General features: G+C 70.5%; 15 protein-coding genes and 1 tRNA gene. 7 read left to right on the top strand and 9 right to left on the bottom strand.

Annotated features, from left to right (window positions below):
- Positions 1-21 precede the first annotated feature (21 nt).
- From ACTVCO_RS01925 to ACTVCO_RS01910, 4 genes are all read right to left on the bottom strand, one after another.
- Positions 22-1,113, bottom strand: a complete 1,092-nt coding sequence (locus ACTVCO_RS01925) for an FUSC family protein (RefSeq protein ID WP_443726696.1) — start codon at positions 1,111-1,113, stop codon at positions 22-24.
- Positions 1,113-2,252 carry a CAF17-like 4Fe-4S cluster assembly/insertion protein YgfZ gene (gene ygfZ, locus ACTVCO_RS01920; RefSeq protein ID WP_443726695.1) on the bottom strand — a complete coding sequence of 380 codons (1,140 nt, stop codon included), beginning with the start codon at positions 2,250-2,252 and terminating at the stop codon, positions 1,113-1,115. The genes ACTVCO_RS01925 and ygfZ overlap by 1 nt, the downstream gene beginning before the upstream one ends.
- Before the next feature lie 4 nt (positions 2,253-2,256).
- Complete coding sequence (locus ACTVCO_RS01915) at positions 2,257-2,787, bottom strand: FABP family protein (protein WP_443726694.1); 531 nt, start codon at positions 2,785-2,787, stop codon at positions 2,257-2,259.
- Positions 2,788-3,044: 257 nt separating this feature from the next.
- On the bottom strand, positions 3,045-3,779 hold the full coding sequence (locus ACTVCO_RS01910) for a hypothetical protein (RefSeq protein ID WP_443726693.1): 735 nt from the start codon (positions 3,777-3,779) through the stop codon (positions 3,045-3,047).
- Between the two features lie 181 nt (positions 3,780-3,960).
- Between ACTVCO_RS01910 and ACTVCO_RS01905 the strand changes: the two genes are divergently transcribed.
- Together ACTVCO_RS01905 and ACTVCO_RS01900 are read left to right on the top strand one after the other, a co-directional pair.
- Positions 3,961-4,692 (top strand): winged helix-turn-helix domain-containing protein, encoded by a 732-nt coding sequence (locus tag ACTVCO_RS01905; RefSeq protein ID WP_443726692.1) that lies wholly within the window; start codon positions 3,961-3,963, stop codon positions 4,690-4,692.
- Positions 4,689-5,588 (top strand): alpha/beta fold hydrolase, encoded by a 900-nt coding sequence (locus ACTVCO_RS01900; protein WP_443726691.1) that lies wholly within the window; start codon positions 4,689-4,691, stop codon positions 5,586-5,588. The genes ACTVCO_RS01905 and ACTVCO_RS01900 overlap by 4 nt, the downstream gene beginning before the upstream one ends.
- Before the next feature lie 42 nt (positions 5,589-5,630).
- Here the strand turns inward: ACTVCO_RS01900 and nth are convergent, their stop codons facing one another.
- Entirely contained in the window at positions 5,631-6,359 is a 729-nt protein-coding gene (nth, locus tag ACTVCO_RS01895; protein WP_443726690.1) for an endonuclease III, read from the bottom strand.
- A gap of 107 nt (positions 6,360-6,466) precedes the next feature.
- Between nth and ACTVCO_RS01890 the strand changes: the two genes are divergently transcribed.
- Together ACTVCO_RS01890 and ACTVCO_RS01885 are read left to right on the top strand one after the other, a co-directional pair.
- Complete coding sequence (locus tag ACTVCO_RS01890; protein WP_443726689.1) at positions 6,467-6,868, top strand: hypothetical protein; 402 nt, start codon at positions 6,467-6,469, stop codon at positions 6,866-6,868.
- A 52-nt stretch (positions 6,869-6,920) separates the two neighbouring features.
- Positions 6,921-7,598 (top strand): Crp/Fnr family transcriptional regulator, encoded by a 678-nt coding sequence (locus ACTVCO_RS01885; protein ID WP_443726688.1) that lies wholly within the window; start codon positions 6,921-6,923, stop codon positions 7,596-7,598.
- 90 nt (positions 7,599-7,688) lie between these two features.
- On the opposite strand, the gene ACTVCO_RS01880 is transcribed toward ACTVCO_RS01885, so the two are convergent.
- The gene (locus ACTVCO_RS01880; RefSeq protein ID WP_443726687.1) at positions 7,689-8,162 is read right to left on the bottom strand and encodes a RidA family protein; all 474 of its coding nucleotides are present in this window, start codon (positions 8,160-8,162) and stop codon (positions 7,689-7,691) included.
- Positions 8,159-8,326, bottom strand: coding sequence for a DUF4177 domain-containing protein (locus tag ACTVCO_RS01875; protein ID WP_443726686.1), 168 nt, complete (start codon positions 8,324-8,326; stop codon positions 8,159-8,161). Before ACTVCO_RS01875 ends, ACTVCO_RS01880 begins: the two co-directional genes overlap by 4 nt.
- A gap of 130 nt (positions 8,327-8,456) precedes the next feature.
- Between ACTVCO_RS01875 and ACTVCO_RS01870 the strand changes: the two genes are divergently transcribed.
- From ACTVCO_RS01870 to ACTVCO_RS01860, 3 genes are all read left to right on the top strand, one after another.
- Complete coding sequence (locus ACTVCO_RS01870) at positions 8,457-10,919, top strand: transglycosylase domain-containing protein (RefSeq protein WP_443726685.1); 2,463 nt, start codon at positions 8,457-8,459, stop codon at positions 10,917-10,919.
- Positions 10,912-11,838 carry a metallophosphoesterase gene (locus ACTVCO_RS01865; protein WP_443726684.1) on the top strand — a complete coding sequence of 309 codons (927 nt, stop codon included), beginning with the start codon at positions 10,912-10,914 and terminating at the stop codon, positions 11,836-11,838. The genes ACTVCO_RS01870 and ACTVCO_RS01865 overlap by 8 nt, the downstream gene beginning before the upstream one ends.
- 93 nt (positions 11,839-11,931) lie before the next feature.
- Positions 11,932-12,005, top strand: a tRNA-Pro gene (locus tag ACTVCO_RS01860).
- A gap of 82 nt (positions 12,006-12,087) precedes the next feature.
- On the opposite strand, the gene ACTVCO_RS01855 is transcribed toward ACTVCO_RS01860, so the two are convergent.
- Together ACTVCO_RS01855 and ACTVCO_RS01850 are read right to left on the bottom strand one after the other, a co-directional pair.
- On the bottom strand, positions 12,088-14,316 hold the full coding sequence (locus ACTVCO_RS01855) for an exo-beta-d-1,3/1,6-glucosidase (protein WP_443726683.1): 2,229 nt from the start codon (positions 14,314-14,316) through the stop codon (positions 12,088-12,090).
- Between the two features lie 2 nt (positions 14,317-14,318).
- Entirely contained in the window at positions 14,319-15,293 is a 975-nt protein-coding gene (locus tag ACTVCO_RS01850) for an ABC transporter permease (protein WP_443726682.1), read from the bottom strand.
- Between the last annotated feature and the right edge of the window lies 1 nt (position 15,294).

Below are 15,294 nucleotides of genomic sequence, written 5' to 3'. Positions count from 1 at the left end.
GGCACCCCACCCGCCGGCCCCCTACAGGTCAGGCAAGGCGTCCCGAGCCGCCTGCGGCGACGCACCCGCCGCCTCGAGCAGGTCGACGAGGGGCGACCGCATGAGCACGACGAGCGACTGCACCTGCCACCCGGCGTCCCCAGCCGCGCCCGGGTCGGCGAGCGCCGCAACCTCCGTCAGGGCCGCCCGAGCCGGCGTCGCGTCTGACCCCGCGCCCACGACGGCCGCAAGGACCTGCGTCGCACGTGCTGCCTGGCCCACGAGCTCGGCCAGCTCGTCGACGCGCGCGTTCGACGGGACGGCAAGAGAACGCCGCGCGAGCACCCGCACCGACCGGACCGCGCGGTCGAGCAACTCAGCCTGCTCGACGAGCGTCCGAAAGTCCTCGCGGTAGCGGCGCGAGGCCGCGTCGAGCTTCGTGTTGTTGAGTCCGGAGCGCGCAGACGTCGCCCAGTCCTCGAGCAGTCCCTGCGTTCCGCGGCCTCGGTCAAGCGCGCTCTGCAATCGTTCGCTGTCGTGCGTCCGCAGCCCCGCGGCAAGCTCCCGGAGCATCTCGGCGAGCGCCGTCGTCGCCTCAGCGCCGAGCACGCGCGCGTGCCGTCGCGGATCCCCGGGCGTGAGCGTCGCGATGAGCAATGCCGTCGCGCCGCCTACGAGCGCGTCCGTCCAGCGTCCGACGGGCCCAGCGCCCATCTGCGGCATGCCGATGATGACGACGGCCTGCACCCCCGCCTGCATCGTGAGCATCTGCCCGCGGTCCAGGAACCGGGCGAGCAGCGCGGCAGCGAAGAGCGTGAGCCCGATCTGCCACCAGCCCGAGCCGATGCCGTGCGCGACCAGATCCCCGAAGCCCACCCCCAGGGCGACGCCCACGCCGAGCTCGGCGACGCGCCGCAGCTCACGGTCGGCGGAGAACCCGAGGCACACCCAGGCGGAGATGGGCGCGAAGAACGGCAGCTCGTGGCCAAGGACGTAGAACGCGATCGCGTACGCGATGCTCGAGGCGACCGCGGCCTGCAGCACGGGGACGAACGCGCGGCGGACGCGCGCGCGACCCTGCAGGACGCGGAGCTGGACGACCCGGCGGCGGACGGTCCGGGCCGGGGTTGTCATCAGTCGCGCCGCTGGCGCGGCGCGAGACCGCGCGCGACCGGCGCCCTCGGTGCGGGGCGGTCGGGCGTCACGCCCTCGGCTGCGACGATGACCTCTTGCGTCGCCGCGACGGTGCCGCCCTCGGCTGCGATGACCAGCTCGACCGCCGGGTCGACGTTGCGCTTGAGCATGACGAGCGCGATCGGGCCGAGCTCGTGGTGCATGGCCACGGACGTGGCCCGCCCGACGACCCGCTCACCCACCGTGACCTCGGCGCCAGCCACGGGCAGGAGGTTCTCAGACCCGTCGAGGTGCGCGAACGCGATGCGGCGCGGCGGGCGCCCGAGATTGTGGACGCGCGCAACGGTCTCTTGTCCGCGGTAGCAGCCCTTGGCGAGGTGCACCGACGTGCGCAGCCAGTCGAGCTCGTGCGGGATCGTGCGGTCGTCGACGTCGACGTCGACGCGCGGTCGCAGGGCAGCGACGCGCGCCGCCTCGGTCGCCCACGTGCCGACGAGCGTCCAGCCGGACGCCTCGCGAGCCGCAGCCTCGTCGAGCAGAGACGCGCGGGGGACGAGCACGAGGCGCCACGCTCGCTCGGAGCCCGGGTGGTCGGCGGCGTCAGGGCCGTAGCGCGTGCTGCCGGGAGCGACCGTCGGCCACGGGTCGACCCAGGTGACGGGCTCGCCGTCCTGGCCCTCGGCGCGCACGTTCTCACCGATCGCCGCCCACTCGTCCGTGACGTCGGCGATCTCGACGCGCATCATGAAGCGCATGCGGTCGAGCCAGGCCGCGAGCGGTGCGGCGTGGTCGCCGGCCGTGAGCAGCCACGTCGTGGTCCCGTCGTCGACGACGCCCACGGCGTGCTCGACGTGGCCGTGCGGGTCCAGGACGAGCAGCTCCGTCGACGTGCGCGGAGGCAGGTCCGTGAGGTGCTGAGACGTGATCGAGTGCAACCACGTGAGGCGGTCGGGACCGGTGACGGTGACGACGCCCGTGTGCGACTGGTCGGCGAATGCGCGACGACGGTCGAGCGCCCGCTGCTCGCCGAACGGGTCGCCGTAGTGCCAGGCCACTCCCTCGTCAGGGGCGAGAGCGGCGACCGCTCCGTGCCGTCCGAGCAGGGGGCTGCGACGTGCGGGCGTCGCGCTCTCGGTCACGCCGTCACTCCGTCACGCGGTCGAGCTCGGCCGACGCGTAGTTCTGCAGCGGCTTGCCGAACGCGGCGAGCTCCCACGCCCACAGCAGGCGCCCCTCGACGAGGCCGTACATGCGCTTGGAGGCCGTGACGTCGGCGCCCGTCCCGGTGCGCGCGATGAAGTCTGAGCCGAGGTTGACGCGGCCGTTGCCGACGACGCCGAGGTAGACGCTCACGCGCCCCGCGGGGTCGGCGAGGAGAACTTCGAGCGACGTCTGGCCTTCGCCGAGGCCCTCGAAGGGCTCGGGCGAGATCCGCCAGTAGCCGGTCTCGGTCGACCACACGGTCGACTCCCCGCCCTCGTCGGCTGCGGGCAGGCGCAGCGTCGACTCGTACCGCAGGTAGGGACCGCCGTCGTGGTCGAACGTGACGTCCTGAACGAACGTCGTCTCAGGGATGTCGGGGTACTTGATGACGCCCGAGCCGGTCCACCGACCGACGAGCCATGCGAGCGGGTAGGCCTCGGGGGCGAGTCCATCAGGGAAGGCGAAGGCCACGGTGTCACTCCGATGAGCAAAGAGGGGTGGGTGAGCTGGACGGGGGGCTGAGCTGAGCGCCGGCGTCGTCGCCGACGCTCAGCCTCAGCGCTGTCCCTTGTAGAGCCGGTAGACGACGAAGCCCGCGAACCAGGTGATGGTGACGGACGCAGCGACCAGCAAGCCGATAAAAAAGCCCTCGAGTGCTTCCATGCCCCGATCCTAACCGGCACTCGGCCCGCGGCGCGGGGTGGTCCACGCGTCCTCGGTCACGTCGTCTACAGGGTGCCGAGCAGATCTCCGACGATGTACGCGACGACGCCGAGCACCATGATCGGGACGACGGCGCTCGCCGCTCCCCCCATCCGCGACGACGACGCGGGCAGCTTCTCGAGAAGAACGTGAAGGGACGCCGCGAGGACTCCCGCGAACGCTCCGATGATCGCGCCAGCGCCCACGGACGTCGCGGGGACGAGGGCGGCGATCGCCGTCCCGACCGCCGCGCCAGCAGCGACGGCGACAGCGACGCTCGTCCAGCCCTTCCACGGCGCAAAGACCGCCGCGACGCTCGCCGCCGCGAGCGCGCCCGCACACACGACGACGAGGTTGAGGCCACCGTCGTGCTCGACGACCGCGAGCCACCCCGCACCGCACACGGTGACGACGACTCCCGCGACGGAGCCGGTGAGCGACTCGACGAGGTGCGTGCGGCCGTCGCGCCGCTGCATCTCACCGAGGAACGCGAGCACGAGCCCGCACGCGACGACAAGAGGAAGGGCGCTCAGCGTGCCATCACCGATCGTCACGGCGGTGATCGCACCTGCGCCCGCGAGCGCCAGAACGGTCATCGTTCCTGCAGGCCAGGGCGCGCCCAGAAGACGTGGCCACCCGACGGCAAGGACGAGGACGAGAACCGCGACCGCGGCCACGACACCGACTGGGCCGAGGAACGAGGCGGCTGCGAGAAGGGTCGCCGCGACGGCCGTCGTCACGGCGCGGGTCGATCTGCTCACGGCACGTCCTGAAGGGTCTCGAGGTGGAGCACCGGGCAGCGCTCCACGGCGACGGCGGCACACGGGTGACGTCGAGGGCCTGGGCAATCTTCCCAGAGAACGGCCGGACACAACGAATCCACCCCGATGACCTGTAATCTCGGCACGGACCCGCAGGATCGAGCGCAGGAGGGAGTCGCGGATGGACTTGCTGCTGCTGACATCCTCAGCCGAGGCATCGGCTCAGGTTCTTCCTGCTCTTGGCCTGCTCGGCCACCGCGTCCACGTGGCGCCGCCCGAGCCCTCGGCTCTGCTCGGAGCGCACGAGGCCGACGTCATCCTGCTGGACGCGCGTCGGGACCTGGCCGGGGCGCGCAGCATGTGCCGCATCATGACGGCCGCAGAGCTCGAGGTTCCCGTCGTCCTCGTCCTGTCCGAGGGCGGGCTCACGGTCGTGACGGCCGAGTGGGGCGCGGCCGACCTGCTGCTCGAGCAGGCTGCGCCCGCTGAGGTCGAGGCGCGCCTGCGGCTCGCGCTCGAGCGTTCGCGGACCGCGCACGGCACCCACCCGGACTCCGAGGAGATCTCCTCCGGCGACCTCGTCATCGACCCGGGCGGCTACACGGTCAAGGTGCGCGGCGAGCCGATCGACCTCACGTACAAGGAGTTCGAGCTCCTCAAGTGCCTCGGCCAGCACCCGGGACGCGTCTTCACGCGCGCGCAGCTCCTCCAGGAGGTGTGGGGCTACGACTACTACGGTGGCACGCGCACGGTCGACGTCCACGTGAGGCGCCTGCGCGCCAAGCTCGGCCCCGAGCACGAACAGCTCATCGGGACCGTCCGGAACGTCGGTTACCGCTTCGACCCGCCCGCAGCCCGACGCGCACAACCTGGCGTCGCGCCCCATCCGACCTCGCCCGAAGGATCAGCGTGAACGCCGCCGACTACTCCACCGTCCTCATCGACGGGCCGTGGCGCCACAGCTTCGTCCCGGCCAACGGAACGCGCTTCCACATCGCTGAGGCGGGTCCCGAGGACGGGCCGCTCGTCGTCCTGCTCCACTCGTTCCCGCAGTTCTGGTGGACGTGGCGTCACCAGCTCGAGGCGCTCGGCGCGGCCGGGTACCGGGCCGTCGCGGTCGACATGCGGGGCACGGGCGCCTCGGACAAGCCTCCGCTCGGCTACGACGTCCTCACGCGCACGCGCGACGTCGCGGGCATCGTCCGGTCGCTCGGAGCCTCGTCGGCGACGATCGTCGGGCATGGTCTGGGCGCGCACGTCGCCTGGTCCATGCCGAGCCTGCAGCCTGCGGTGACCGAGTCCGTCATCGCCCTCGCCTGCCCGCACCCCGCGCGCATGCACCGGAGCCTGCGCGCGATGCTCACGCCGCGCGTCGCGCGGTACATCGCGCTCGTGCAGCTTCCGGTCGTTCCCGAGCGACGGCTGCGCGACGGCCTTGCGGGCCGCATCGTGTCCGACGGTTCGGTCGCGCCACGCTCGGCCGACGACTGCGCCACGTACGACTCGGCGATGCACGTACCGTTCGCGGCGCACAACGCGCTCGAGCCGCTGCGGTGGATCGTGCGGTCGGCGCCACGCGTCGACGGTCGTCGTTTCCTGTCCGTCGTCCGGCGTCCCATCGCCGTTCCCACGATGCTCGTCCACGGTGCGCAGGACCCGTTCCTGCGGGCCGACGGGATCGATCTCGATGCGGCGGCGCTGTGCCGCGACTTCCGCTTCGAGCGGCTCGACGACGTCGGGCACTTCCCTCACGAAGAAGCGCCCGAGCAGGTCAACGCGCTCCTCCTCGAGCACCTCGCGCGGCTCTAGCCGCGGGGACCACCGCGGCCTGCGGCCGCGCTCAGCGGGGTCTCAGGCCTCCGGGTCGACGACGTCGCCGCGCAGCAGGTCCCGCGCCAGGACCGGGTCGGTCTCACCGATTCCCGCCGACGGGCACCATCGCGCGATCGGGCACGCACCGCACGCCGGCCTGCGCGAGTGGCACACGCGCCGGCCGTGAAAGATGAGCCGGTGCGAGACGATCGTGAGGTCCTTGCGCTCGAAGAGCCCACCGATCTCCGTCTCGGCGCGGACCGGGTCCTCCTCCTGGGTCCACCCGAGCCGCCGCGCGACCCGCCCCAGGTGCGTGTCGACCGTGAGCCCGGGAACACCGAACGCGTCGCCCAGCACGACGTTGGCCGTCTTGCGTCCCACCCCGGGCAACGTCACGAGGTCCTCGAGCCGCGCAGGGACCCTGCCGTCGTACCGCTCGACGAGCGCCTGGCCGAGTCCGACGAGCGAACGCGCCTTGGCCCGCTGGAAGCCCGTCGGCCGAATGATGTCCTCGATCTCTGCCGCGTCAGCCTCCGCGAACGCGCGAGCATCGCGGTACGTGGCGAAGAGCTCGGGCGTCACACCGTTGACCCGGACGTCCGTCGACTGGGCCGAGAGCACAGTGGCGACGAGCAGCTCGAGCGGCGTCGTGAAGTCGAGCTCGCACCGCGCACCTGGGTGCACGACACCGAGGAGCCGCATGACGCGTCGCGCCCGACGAACGCGCGCAGTACGTGACTCGACGCCGTCGGCCGCAGATGGTCGCATACAGCGATCCTAGGTGTCACGTCTCCAAAGTCCTTAAGGGTCTGACTTCGGTGGCCGATACAGACACAGGGAATGACGAGGGACAACGCACGACAGGAGGCCGCCCCGTGAGCACGCACCCACTGGCTTCGGAGACTGAAACTCTCCGTGCCCGTCGGCGTGCCCTGCGGGCTGAGATGAAGCGCATCCAGCATTGGCGCCGTCTCCTGCGAGCTCGGATCGACCTGTCCGTCTCGGCAGCGCTCCTGCCGGACCGGCTCGGTCTCGTGGCCACCGGCCCCCTCGGGCAGATCACCCCACCCGACCACGTGCGTATGACGACGCTGGTCCGCGGGGGGCTGCCCACGGCCGCTGTGCTCGATCTTGCCGAGCTCCGCGACCTCGAGAACGAGGTGCAGGAGTATGGTCATCGGGTGCGTTCGGAGCTTGAGCGCGTCACCGAGATGCTCGTGCAGCGGCTCACGGAAGATCTCGTCACCGGCCCAGCCCACCTGTCATCGCTGTTCTGAGGCATGATGGTGTGTGTTGGGGCACACAACACCGACCCGATGGGACACAACCGTGGACGACGCCGTCATCCTCTCCGCTCCCCTCTTCGCCGGGCTTGACCCGCAGGAGGCGCAGCCACTTCTCGACGCACTCACTCCCGTCCACCTCGCACGCGGCGAGACGCTGTTCAACGAGGGTGAGCGCGGTGACCGCCTCTACGTCATCTCCGACGGCAAGGTGAAGCTTGGCCGCCGATCCTCCGACGGACGAGAGAACCTCATGGCGGTTCTCGGTCCGGGTGAGATGTTCGGCGAGCTCTCGCTGTTCGACCCGGGGCCCCGCACCCTCACCGCGACGGCCGTCGCCGAGACGACTCTTCAGGAGCTCTCTCACGCCGACCTCGTCCGGTGGCTGCAGACTCACCCCGGCATGTCGAAGTTCCTGCTCGGCGCACTTGCACGACGCCTGCGTCGCACGAACGAGAACCTCGCGGACCTCGTGTTCTCGGATGTTCCGGGTCGCGTCGCCAAGGCGCTGCTCGACCTCTCGACCCGGTTCGGTCACGCGACCGACGACGGCATTCGCGTCGCTCACGACCTCACGCAGGAAGAGCTCGCGCAGCTCGTCGGCGCGTCTCGCGAGACGGTCAACAAGGCGCTCGCTGACTTCGCGGCGCGCGGTTGGGTGCGTCGTGAGGGCCGGGCCGTCGTCCTGCTCGACGTCGCACGGCTCGAGCGTCGCGCACGCTGACCCCACACCACGTCGAAGGGCACCCACCGGACGGTGGGTGCCCTTCGTCGTCGTGCGGACGCGCCGCGTGCAGCGCGGCCGCGTGAGTGCTCAGGCGACCTCGACGACGATCTCGACCTCGACCGGCGAGTCGAGCGGGAGCACCGCGACGCCCACGGCGGAGCGGGCGTGGACGCCCGCGTCACCGAGCAGCTCACCGAGGAACGTGCTCGCGCCGTTGATGACGGCGGGCTGTCCCGTGAAGTCGGGGCGGGAGGCGACGAAGCCGACGACCTTGACGACTCTGACGATCGAGTCGAGGTCCCCGACGAGGTCGGCCACCGCGGCGAGGGCGTTGAGGACGGCCGTGCGGGCGAGGTCGGCGGCGACGTCAGGCGTGACGTCTCCCGAGCCCGTGCCCACCTTGCCCGTGACGGCGAGCGCGCCGTCGACGAACGGGAGCTGGCCCGAGGTGTGCACGAGGTTGCCCGTGCGCACGGCCGGGACGTAGGCCGCGACGGGCGCCGCCACAGGCGGAAGGCTCAGGCCCAGCTCCGCAAGACGCGTGAGGACGCGACCGCTCACTTCTCGCCCGTCGGGCGCTTGAGATACGCGACGACGTTCTCGTTGCCCGCAGGGCCCGGAACGATCTGGACAAGCTCCCAGCCGTCAGAACCCCAGTTGTCGAGGATCGCCTTCGTGGCGTGAATGAGGACAGGAACGGTTGCGTACTCCCACGTGGTGACCATGCGACGAGCCTAACCCGCACGCACCGTGCGACGGCAGTGGTCCTGTCCACACCGGCGACGACAGCGAAATGCACACGATCCTCACGGACGCCGGACGCCGCGCGCAGGCTCTCCCACTACCCTGGGAACCATGTCTGCCCCGCGCCCTGCCACCCGCCAGGTCAACGTCCTCCAGGCTCTCGGCCTGCTCCTGACGTTCGTCCTCCTCGCCGGGGTCGGCGGTCTGCTCACCGCAGGTCTCGTGCTCCCGGCGGCCGCGGGGGCGAGCGCCATGACGAACACTGCGACCCAGGTCTTCGAGGACCTGCCGACCGAGCTCGAGCCGGGCGAGCCGTCGCAGGCGTCGCACATCTACGCGGCCAACGGCAAGCTCCTCGCAACCTTCTACTCGGAGAACCGCACGGTCGTGCCTCTCGACGAGGTCTCCATGGCGATGCAGAACGCCGTCATCGCCATCGAGGACAAGCGCTTCTTCGCGCACGGCGGCGTCGACGTCGAGGGCATGGCGCGAGCCCTCGTGCTCAACGCGGCGACCGGCACCAAGCAGGGCGCCTCGACGCTCACGCAGCAGTACGTGAAGAACGTGCTCATCGAGGATGCCAACCGCCGCGGCGACAAGCTCGGCGTCGCCGCCGCACGCGAGTCGACGAACGAGCGCAAGCTGCGCGAGGCCAAGCTCGCCATCGCGATCGAAGACCGCATGACGAAGCTCGAGATCCTCGAGGCCTACCTCAACATCGCCCAGTTCGGCGTCGCCGTGTACGGCGTCGAGGCTGCCGCGAGCTACTACTTCGGCACGACCGCCGCCAAGCTCACTCCCGTGCAGGCCGCGACGATCGCCGGCATCACCAAGGCACCGACGAAGTACGACCCGGAGCGCAACCCCGAGAACGCGGTCGCACGCCGCAACATCGTGCTGCGCGAGATGTACACGCAGGGCTACATCACCAAGGCGGAGTACGACGAGGCACGCGCCCAGGACATCGCTGACACGCTGAAGATCACCCCGACCAAGCGCAACTGCGAGGCCGCAGGCGGCGCCGCGTACTTCTGCGACTACGTCACCAAGGTCATCCTGAGCGACGAGGCGTTCGGCGAGACGAAGTCCGCGCGCGACGACCTGCTCTACCGCGGCGGCCTCGAGATCCACACGACGATCGACCTGGGTCTGCAGAAGATCGCCAACAAGGAGCTGCGCAACTCGATCCCCACGAAGGACTCCTCGGGCCTCGGGACGGCGATGTCCGTCGTCGAGCCCGGCACGGGCAAGATCCTCGTCATGGCGCAGAACCGCACGTACGTGGCGGACCCTGAGGCGGCGGGCAAGGGCGCGACGTCCGTCAACTACAACACCGACCAGAACCACGGTGGCTCGCGAGGCTTCCAGGCCGGGTCGACGTTCAAGACGTTCACGCTCACCGAATGGCTGCGCCAGGGCAAGCCCCTCAACGCCTCCGTGAGCGCGACGCGCACAAACTGGCCGGGCTCCTCGTGGCACGCGTCATGCATCGACGACTACCGCTACGTCGGTACGTACGGCCCCGGCAACTCCGACGGCCGCGCAAGCGGTCAGACGTCGGTCCTCCGGGCAACCGCGATGTCCGTCAACACGGCCTTCGTCGCGATGGAGACCCAGCTCGACTTCTGCGGGATCGCCGAGTCCGCGTACCTCGCGGGTTACCGCCCCTCGCTCGCGCTCGAGCGCGACGACCCGCCGTCGGACGACAACGGGATCGAGCTCACCCCCTCGATGACGCTCGGAACGCAGAACACCTCACCGCTCGCGATGGCGAACGCGTACGCGACGTACGCAGCGGGCGGCACGTACTGCGACCCCGTCGCGATCACGAAGATCATCACGGCCTCGGGCGAGGAGCTGCCCGTGCCGCAGGCCAACTGCCGCACGACGCTCGACGACGAGGTCGTCAGGGGCGTCACGTATGCCCTGCAGAAGGTCCTCACCGAGGGCGGCGCCACTCGCGCCCGCCTCTCCGGTGGGCGCGAGGCCGCCGGCAAGACGGGAACGGCTCAGCTCAACCGTCACACGTGGTTCATCGGCTTCACGCCGCAGCTCGCGACGGCCGTGTGGATCGGCAACCCCGACCGCGACACCGCGATGCAGAACATCCGCATCAACGGGATTCCCTACTCGCGCGTCTACGGATCGACGCTCGCCGCCCCGACCTGGAAGAGGTTCATGGACCAGGCGCTCGAGGGCGAGCCGATCGAACGCTTCACCGACCCGAGCACCAAGACGATCCATGGCGAGCGGGTTCCCGTGCCGTGGGTGGGTGGCCGCTCGATCGACGACGCCACGCGGATCCTCACCGAGGCCGGATTCTCGGTCACGGTGAGCCCGGAGCGCGTCGACTCCTCCTACCCGCGCGGCGTCGTCGCGCACACGACGCCGGCGGGCAGCACGACGGTCGGCTCGAACATCACGCTCCACATCTCCACCGGCAAGCCGGAGAAGCCCGAGAAGGAAGAGGAGAAGGAGGGCGAGGTCGGTGACGGACCGAAGCGACCAGAGCGCCCCGAGAAGCCCGAGCGGCCGAGGCGCGGTAACGACGCAGGACGCGGGGCGAATGACTAGGCTCCGTCGGTCGCTGGGACTCCTCACCGCCGCCGGAGCGCTCGCCCTCGCCTGGGCGCGCATCGAGGCAGAGGCGTTCACCGTCCGCCGCGTCACCGTGCCCGTGCTGCCCTCGGGCGCCACGCCCGTGCGAGTTCTGCACGTCTCGGACCTTCACCTCACGCCCGCGCAGCAGCGCAAGATCGCCTGGGTGCGGTCCCTCGCCGAGCTCACGCCTGACCTCGTCATCAACACGGGCGACAACTTCGCCCACCTCGACGGTCTGGCTGCCCTGCAGGAGGCGCTCGGGCCGCTCACGGCATTCCCAGGCGCGTTCGTCATGGGGTCGAACGACGTCTTCTCGCCGCTCCGCAAGAGCCCGGCGCGCTACCTCCTGCCGTCGGCGCGCAGGCCCCAGACGTCGGTGCAACGCGAACCCGACCTGCCGACCGCAGCGCTCGCGTCGTTCTTCACCGACGCGGGCTGGCACGACCTCGGCAATGCTCGCGCCCGGCTACGCCTCGGCGAGCTTGACATCGCGTTCGCGGGTCTCGACGACCCGCACATCGACCGTGACCGTCTCCCCGCACCCGAGGCGGCACTGACCGACGGCGTCGACCTGCGCCTCGGCGTCGTGCACGCGCCATACCTTCGCGCCCTCGACGCCCTGCGGGCCGACGGCGCGGACGCGATCATCGCCGGCCACACCCACGGCGGGCAGCTCTGCGTCCCCGGGTTCGGCGCCCTCGTGACCAACTGCGACCTCGACCGTGGCCGCGCGAGCGGACTGCACGGCTGGCCCGGCCCGCGGCCCGACGAGTTCGGGGGGCACGAGTCGGTCTGGTTGCACGTCTCCAACGGTGCGGGCACCAACCCGTACACGCCGCTGAGGTTCGCGTGCCGACCCTCAGCAACGCTCCTCACGCTCGTCCCACGCTGAATCCTCAGCTCCCAGGAGCGGGCGTCACCACCGGTTTCGTGTTGGGGCCACGCGTCGGCTAACATAGGCGAGGCTCGTTCGCGGATGAGCCACCGGGGTGTGGCGCAGCTTGGTAGCGCGCTTCGTTCGGGACGAAGAGGTCGCAGGTTCAAATCCTGTCACCCCGACCGGTAGAAAGGCCCTCTGACCAGAGTTCACTCCTGGTCAGAGGGCCTTGTCCATGCCCGGCCCCGCGCGGGGCCTGTGACATTACTTCGCGGTGAAGCTCGCACTCAGCAGCGCCTCGGCGCGCGCGGACGGCCCGACGAGCAGCTCGAACACGCCCGGCTCGACGACACGGCGACCAGCAGCGTCGACGATCGTGCACTCCGACACCGGGATCTCCAGGTCGACCACGACGCTCTCGCCCGGCGCGACAGCAACCTGGCGGTACCCCTTGAGCTCCTTGTCCGCCCAGCTCACCGAGGTCACGACGTCAGACACGTAGACCTGCACCGTCTCGAGCGCCGGCCGCGAACCCGTGTTGGTGAGCGTCACGCGCGCACGGACCTCGTCGGTCGCCGAGACGACGGTCGTCTCGACGACGAGGTCGGAGTACTCGACCGTCGAGTACGAGCGCCCCTCCCCGAACGCCCAGGCGGGCGCCTGCGTGAGATCGGCGTACCGGCTGCCGTGCTGGCCACGGACCTGGTTGTAGTACGTCGGCTGCTGACCGACATGACGTGCGAACGAGATCGGAAGACGGCCCGACGGCTCGGTCGTACCGAAGAGGACCTCGGCCAGCGCACGCCCACCCTGCATGCCGGGGTTTGCCGCCCAGACGACCGCGGCCGCGTCAGCGACCGAGGCCGGCAGGACGAGCGGCTTGCTCGCAAGAAGCACGACGACGACCGGCTTGCCCGTCGCGATGACCGCGTCGAGCAGGGCAACCTGGCCGCCGAGCAGCTCGAGAGTCGCCGTCGACCGTCCTTCTCCGACGAGCTCGATGCGGTCACCGACGACAGCCACGACGACGTCGGAGGCCTCGGCCGCGGCGACGGCCGCAGCAAGCTCCGCCTCGTCGACCGGCGCGGGGGCGACGACCGGTGGCCGCGGCTGCCCGTCCGGGAACGTCTCGCCCGCCGGGTCGGGCACGAGGGTGAGCTGCCCCGCTCCGGGGGCGAAGACCACCTCCGAGCCGCTTGGGGCGAGCGACCGCAGCCCGTCGAGGATCGTCGTGATCATCTCTCGCGGGTGCCCGTCGGGCAGCCAGTCGACCTGACCGGACGAGCCGGCCCAGTCACCGAGCTGAGTCTGCGCGTCGTCGGCGAGAGGCCCGACGACCGCGATGCGGGCGGGTGTGCCCGCGGACAGGGGCAGCACACCGTCGTTCTCGAGGAGCACGAGCGACCTGCGCGCCACCTCGAGGTTGAGGTCCGCGTACGCGCCGATGACCTCAGCGATGCGCTCGTCGGACGGGCGGCGCGGGTTCTCGAACAGGCCCAGCTCGAGCTTGAGGGTGAGGATGCGGGCGACCGCGACGTCAAGGTCCGTCTCGGCGAGCATCCCCTGCGCGATGGCGTCGAGCGCGCCCTGGTAGAAGCCCGGCGTCGTCATGATCATGTCGTTTCCGGCCTTGACGGCCGCGGCCGCGGCGTGGACGAGGTCGGGCTGGACCTTCTGCTCCCAGACCATGCGGCCGACGTTGTCCCAGTCCGTGACGAGCATGCCGGTGTAGCCCCACTCGCCGCGCAGCACGTCGGTGAGCAGCCAGTCGTTGACCGTGATCGGGACGCCGTCGGTCGTCTGGTAGCCGAGCATGAACGTCCTGCATCCCTCGCGGGCGACCCGCTCGAACGGCGGGAGGAACCAGGAGCGGAGCTTGCGGCGCGAGATGTCAGCCTCGGACGCGTCCCGTCCGCCCTGGGTCTCGGAGTACCCAGCGAAGTGCTTGGCCGTCGCGAGGATCGCGGTCTCGTCGGTGAGGCCGGAGCCCTGATAGCCGCGGACCATCGCCGAGGCGAGCTCACCGATGAGGTACGGGTCCTCGCCGAACGTCTCGTTGACCCGGCCCCAGCGCAGGTCGCGCGCGATGCACAGCACGGGCGAGAACGTCCAGTGGATGCCGGTCGCTGCCGCCTCGACGGCCGTGGCCCGCGCCACCCGTTCGATGAGCTCCGGGTCCCAGGAGGCGGCCATGCCGAGCTGCGTGGGGAAGATCGTCGCGCCCTCGTAGAACGAATGCCCGTGGATGCAGTCCTCGGCGATGAGCAGCGGGATCTGGAGCCGGGTCTGCGCGGTGAGGTCGTGCGCCTCCCGCACGCGCTCGGGCGAGGTGTGCAGGATCGAGCCGACGTGCATGTCGAGGATGTGCTCCCGAACGCCGTCGCGGGCGTCGAGCTGCAACATCTGGCCGACCTTCTCCTCGACCGTCATGCGGCTGAGGAGGTCAGCGACCCGGTCAGCGATCGGCAGGTGGGGGTTGCGATAGGCGTCCATCGTCAGGAGTTCTCCGTCGGGTTCTGGTGGGAGCGGACGACGGTCACCGCGTTGGTGATGTCGAGGCCCTTCTTCTTCATGGCGCGGGCGCGCTCGCCCGCCGACCGCAGGCGCGGGTTGATGTACTCGTCGATGCCGAAGTTCAGCAGCGCGAGCGCTACGCCGATCGCGGCGATGCTCAGGCCCGGAGGCAGGTACCACCACCACTGGTTCTGGACGAAGGCCCCCTGTGCGGACGCCCAGTTGAGGATCGTGCCCCAGTTGTAGGCGTTGACCGGGATGACGCCGATGTACGAGAGGGTCGTCAGGCCGAGGATGGCTGCCGTGACCGAGCCGACGAACGACGAGGCAATGATCGCCATGAGGTTCGGCAGCATCTCGACGCCGATGATCCGGTGCAGCGGCTCACCGTTGAGCTTCGCCGCCTGGACGAAGTCACGGTTGCGCAGCGACATCGTCTGCGCGCGCAGGACGCGCGCCCCCCATCCCCAGCCGAGGAGGCCGAGGATCGCAGCGATCATCCACAGCGGCGGGTTGGTGAACCGCGAAGCGATGATGATGAGGATGGGGATGCCGGGGATGACGAGGAAGACGTTCGCGAGGGCAGAGAGCGCCTCGGACCGCCAGCCCGACAGGTACCCGGAGAGGACCCCGACGATGATGGCGATCGTCATCGAGATGACGGCGGTGAGCGCGCCGACGATGACGACACCACGCGTCCCGTAGATCACCTGGCTGAGGACGTCCTCGCCGAGGTGCGTCGTACCGAACCAGTGCGCAGCAGACGGCGGCTGGAGCCGGAACCGCGGGTTGATCTGCGTCGGGGAGAACGGGGCGAGCTTGTCGGCGAAGACGGCGACAAGGACGAAGAGCGCGAGGATCGAGAGTCCCGCGATCGACTTGGCATTGCGGAACATCGCGAACGCCGAGCCGATCTTCGAGACGCGCTGGCGAAGGATGAGGTGGGTGCTGGACATC

The organism is Sanguibacter sp. A247 (assembly GCF_052324925.1).
Lineage (GTDB): Bacteria > Actinomycetota > Actinomycetes > Actinomycetales > Cellulomonadaceae > Flavimobilis.
The sequence above is the reverse complement of the archived record's forward strand: the minus strand, read 5'-3'. Positions and strand labels throughout refer to the sequence as shown.

Coding starts and splice junctions, on each gene's coding strand:
- ACTVCO_RS01875 (WP_443726686.1), bottom strand. CDS start 8,326: ATGGTCACCACGTGGGAGTACGCAACCGTTCCTGTCCTCATTCACGCC.
- ACTVCO_RS01850 (WP_443726682.1), bottom strand. CDS start 15,293: ATGTCCAGCACCCACCTCATCCTTCGCCAGCGCGTCTCGAAGATCGGC.
- ACTVCO_RS01905 (WP_443726692.1), top strand. CDS start 3,961: ATGGACTTGCTGCTGCTGACATCCTCAGCCGAGGCATCGGCTCAGGTT.
- ACTVCO_RS01870 (WP_443726685.1), top strand. CDS start 8,457: ATGTCTGCCCCGCGCCCTGCCACCCGCCAGGTCAACGTCCTCCAGGCT.
- ACTVCO_RS01925 (WP_443726696.1), bottom strand. CDS start 1,113: ATGACAACCCCGGCCCGGACCGTCCGCCGCCGGGTCGTCCAGCTCCGC.
- ACTVCO_RS01865 (WP_443726684.1), top strand. CDS start 10,912: ATGACTAGGCTCCGTCGGTCGCTGGGACTCCTCACCGCCGCCGGAGCG.
- nth (WP_443726690.1), bottom strand. CDS start 6,359: ATGCGACCATCTGCGGCCGACGGCGTCGAGTCACGTACTGCGCGCGTT.
- ACTVCO_RS01855 (WP_443726683.1), bottom strand. CDS start 14,316: ATGGACGCCTATCGCAACCCCCACCTGCCGATCGCTGACCGGGTCGCT.